2 protein-coding genes are annotated in these 4253 nt (G+C 68.2%); both read right to left on the bottom strand.

The genetic code is table 11. The features are described from left to right. The coding region (locus tag A5701_RS06320) for a non-ribosomal peptide synthetase (RefSeq protein ID WP_067749916.1) at positions 1 to 3485 on the bottom strand (3485 nt) is incomplete at its 3' end. A gap of 415 nt (positions 3486 to 3900) precedes the next feature. After that, the coding region (locus A5701_RS28485) for a hypothetical protein (protein ID WP_197504927.1) at positions 3901 to 4253 on the bottom strand (353 nt) is incomplete at its 5' end.

Genomic DNA, 4253 nt, shown 5'->3' with positions numbered 1-4253 from the left:
ACCGCCACCAACACATGCTCATCGCAACCCACACGGAAAAGCGTTGCCCGCAAAGGAATCTCAACCGACAAATCAAAGGGGCGGTGCGCCACGTTGTTGATGGCCTCGCCCAAGCGGCCTGCCGGCCACCCGTCGGCATCGACGATCTCCCAACCGAAATCGGCGCACTCGACCGGGAGCACCACTTGCTGCGGGTCGCCGTCGGGTGCGGTGAAGACGGTGCGCAAACTTTCGTGCCGCGCCACCACGTCGCCCAGCGCCGTCCCGAGCACGTCGGCACGCAGTCGTCCGCGCAAGCGGAGCGCGATCGCCATGTTGTGAACCGGCGAGGATCCGTGCAGCTGGTCGAGGAACCACAACCGAGACTGGGCAAACGACAGCGGAACCACCGCCGGGCGGGACCCGGCCACCACCCGCGCGAGCCGGCCGTCGCCCTTGTCGAGGCGGGATACCAGCTGGCCGATCGTCGGTGCTTCGAACAGCGCCCGCACGGACAGGGCCGCATCCAGGCTGGTGTTCACCGCGGCGACCAGACGCATCGCCGACAGCGAGTCACCACCCAGATCGAAGAAGGAATCGTCGACCCCGACCCGGTCGACGTCGAGGACTTGGGCGTAGATCGCGGCGAGGACCTCTTCGGTGAGGGTGGCCGGGGCACGGTACCCGTGGACGAGGTAGTCGGGCGGGGGCAGGGCCCGCGTGTCGAGCTTGCCGTTGAGGGTGCGAGGGAAGCTGGTCAAGGCGACGACGGCGGCCGGGACCAGGTAAGCCGGCAGCCGCTCGCCCAGCGCGGCCCGCAATTCGGCGGGGTCGGCGGTGCCGGTGATGTAGCCGACGAGGCGTTTGTCGCCGGGACGGTCCTCCCGGGCGATCACTGCCGCTTGTTCGACTCCCGGCAAATCGCCTAGCGCGGCGGTGATTTCACCAAGCTCGATGCGATACCCGCGAATCTTGACCTGCTCGTCGACGCGCCCCACGTAGCGCAGCTGCCCATCAGGGCCCCACCACACCAGGTCGCCGGTCCGATACATCCGCGCCCCCGGCGCCCCGAACGGGCACGCCACAAACCGCGACCCGGTCAGCCCGCCCCGGCCCACATAGCCGACACCCACCCCGGACCCGGCCACATACAATTCCCCGACCGCCCCGGCCGGCACCGGCCGCAGCCACCCGTCGAGGACGAAGAACGCGGCGCCTGCCACCGGCGAACCAATCGCCGGCGTCCCCGACCCGGCCACCAACGGCGCGCTCATCGACACCCACATGGTGGTCTCGGTCGGCCCGTACACGTTGACCATCGCGCGGCCCGGCGCCCACCGATCCACCACCTGCGCGGGGCACGGCTCGGCCCCCACCACCAGCGCCGCCCTCACCCCTTGAGGCGAGAGCACGCCGAGCGCCGACGGCGTCTGGGTCAGTACGGATACCCGCTCGCCCACCACCAACTCGTGCAGATCGTCACCGCAGCGCGTCACCGCGTCGGGCACCACCACCAGGTGTCCGCCGTGCAGCAACGCACCCCAGATCTCCCACACCGAGAAGTCAAAGGACAACGAATGGCATTGAGTCCAAACGCGTCCCGCACCCAACAAGTCACCCCCGGCCAACGCCGCAAACAGCTGCGTGACGTTGCGATGGGTGACCGCCACCCCCTTGGGCACTCCCGTCGTCCCCGACGTGTAAATCACGTGCGCCACATCGTCGGGGCCCGGCCCGACCCAGCCCGCGCCCGACTGCGCCGCAACCGCGGAATCGTCAACCTGCACCACCGCGCCGGCGAACCCACCCAGGTGCGACCGCAATCCCTGCCCGACGACCGCCACCGCCGCCCCCGAATCGGCGAGCATGAACTCCGCCCGGCCCGGCGGCACCCCCGGATCGATCGGCAGGTACGCCGCCCCCGACTTCAACACCCCCAGCAGCGCGATCACCGCCTCCCCCGACCGCTGCACCAGCAACGCCACGCAGTCCCCCGGACCGACACCACGCCCGACGAGCCAGCGCGCCAACCGGTTCGACGTCGCGTCCAGCTCGCGGTATGACCACGATCGGCCCCCACACGACACCGCGACCGCCTCGGGAGTGCGCTCCGCCCATACCCCGAACAACTCCGGAATAGACCGTCCCGGCGCACGATCGGCCGCGGCCGCCCAGTTCCCCCACCCGGCCAGGCGGGCCCGCTCTGGCTCTTCGAGGACGTCGATCGACAGCAACCGCCGCGTCGTATCGGCGGTCAGCGCCACCAGCACCCGTTCCAAGCGGCCCGCCAGATGGGCGGCCTCGAAGCTGGACAGGGGCTCCCAGGCGCCCGCCGTGCTCAGGGAGATCCCGTCCCCGTCGCCGGAGAAGATCAGCCCGAAACCACTTGCCTGGCCGGAATTCGTGTAGGACGCCGAGGCGGTGACACCACCGAAGGGCAGGGTGAAATCGGACGGGACGAAATTGACGCTCACCCGCTCGGGCGGCCCGACCGGGCCGCGGGCCTTGCGCTCCAACGCCTGCACCGGAAACCGTTGATGCTCAATGGCTTCGCGAATCCGGGTGTCGACGTGCAGGCAGAAATCGGCGACCGTGAGTTCGGGCGCCACGCGCAATACCAGCGGCACCACCCCGGCGACCATGCCGGGGAGCGTCTTCGATTCCGGGCGCACTCGCCGGTTGACCGGGAAATCGAGGACCACCTCCGAGCCACCGCCGGTCCAGCCACGCACCAACAGTGCGCACGCCGCGGTGATGACCGACGTCGGGGACACGCCCCACACGTGGGATAGCTTGTGGACCCGGCGGAGGATGCCGGAGTCCAACGCGACCGGCGCGGATGGCCAGGGATCGCGCTCACCCGTCGCGCGCGGGGCCTGATGGGGTCCCTCGTCGATCGCGGGCAGGTTCTTCACCCAGTACGCCTCGTCGTCGCGGTAGTCGCCGGACGTTTCGTACCGTGACTCGCAGTCGAGAAGGTCCCGCAGTGACCCGAAGACGGCAGGCGGGATGGGGGCGGCGGAGACGATCGCGGAGTAGATCGAGGCGATGCGGTGACCGACGAGCGCGACGCCGGTTCCGTCGACGATGATGTGGTGGCAGCACGCGAACAGGTGAAACTGGTCCGCACGGGTCTGGAAGAGGGCGAACCTGAACAGCGGACCCGTCAACGGCATCGGCGTTCGCTGGATCGACAACGCTATCCGCCGGGCCTCTTCGATGGCGTCGTCCGAACCGGTCAGGTCATGGAAAGCCAGCTCGATGTCGGAGCATTCGATCGGCCGCTGGAACACCTGACCGTCCGCCTCGACGAAACAAGCCCGCGCCGGTTCGGCTTCTTCAACCGCTTGGCGGATCGCCCACTTCAGGGCGTCACGTTGGACCCTGCCGTCGATCCGGACGAAGAGGCCGATCTGCCACTCCGTGCCGGAGTGGCCCGTCTCCTGCGCGAGCCAGATGTCTAGTTGGCCGCGCGTGAGCGGAAGGGCTTGCTCACCAAGCTGCATCCAACTTCCCAACCATGAGGTTCACCGTTCAAACCCCCGGTTGACTGCAGCCGCTCGACCGAACCCTCCGCAATGCCCGTTCGGTTCCGCGTGATGGAGCGCACGACCGCGGCGCGATCCGCGTGCGGTTCCTCGCCCCTGTTGCCGCCCGTCGCCGACTAAGCCGGGGCCGCGGATGTCGTCATCGAACGGATCGACACACACAGTTTCTCCACCAACTTAGTCAACATGAGTGCAACAGTCTGAAAGATTAATCGAGGGCGAGAATGTGCGCTAGAGGTTTCGAAAAGTCTCACCTGTCTTACAGCACTCCTCTAACCGCGCACAAAAGATACGCAAAGAATGTTTTTGAGCGACAAACCGGATACACGGTTCGGGACGGCCCGCGTGGGACCGTCCCGAACCGGGTGTCGTGCTAGAGCAGGCCGAGCAACTGCAGGTCGGTCACGTACTTGACGATCACCGCCGGCGAGACGTGCGGGATGTCGTTGTCCGTGCCGATCTTGGCTTCCTGCACTGCGGCGCGGAATCGATCGGTCGGGGCGAACGCCCCGGTGGCCGGTTCGGGCGCCTGCAACTGGTTGTAGCCCGGGACTTGCAGCATCTGCAGGACCGAGTGCTTGCGCTGGTGCTCCGGCAACTCGCGCAGCGCGGCCTCGAACCGCTGCAGCCACTCCCCGAAGTCGTCGATGCGCTCGATCGGGTAGCCGGCCTCGATCAGCCAGTCGACGTACTCGTCGATGCCGATGCCGTCGTCGTGCGGGTTCA

This window comes from Mycobacterium sp. E3305, from assembly GCF_001666785.1.
Taxonomy (GTDB): Bacteria; Actinomycetota; Actinomycetes; order Mycobacteriales; family Mycobacteriaceae; genus Mycobacterium.
The sequence above is the reverse complement of the archived record's forward strand: the minus strand, read 5'-3'. Positions and strand labels throughout refer to the sequence as shown.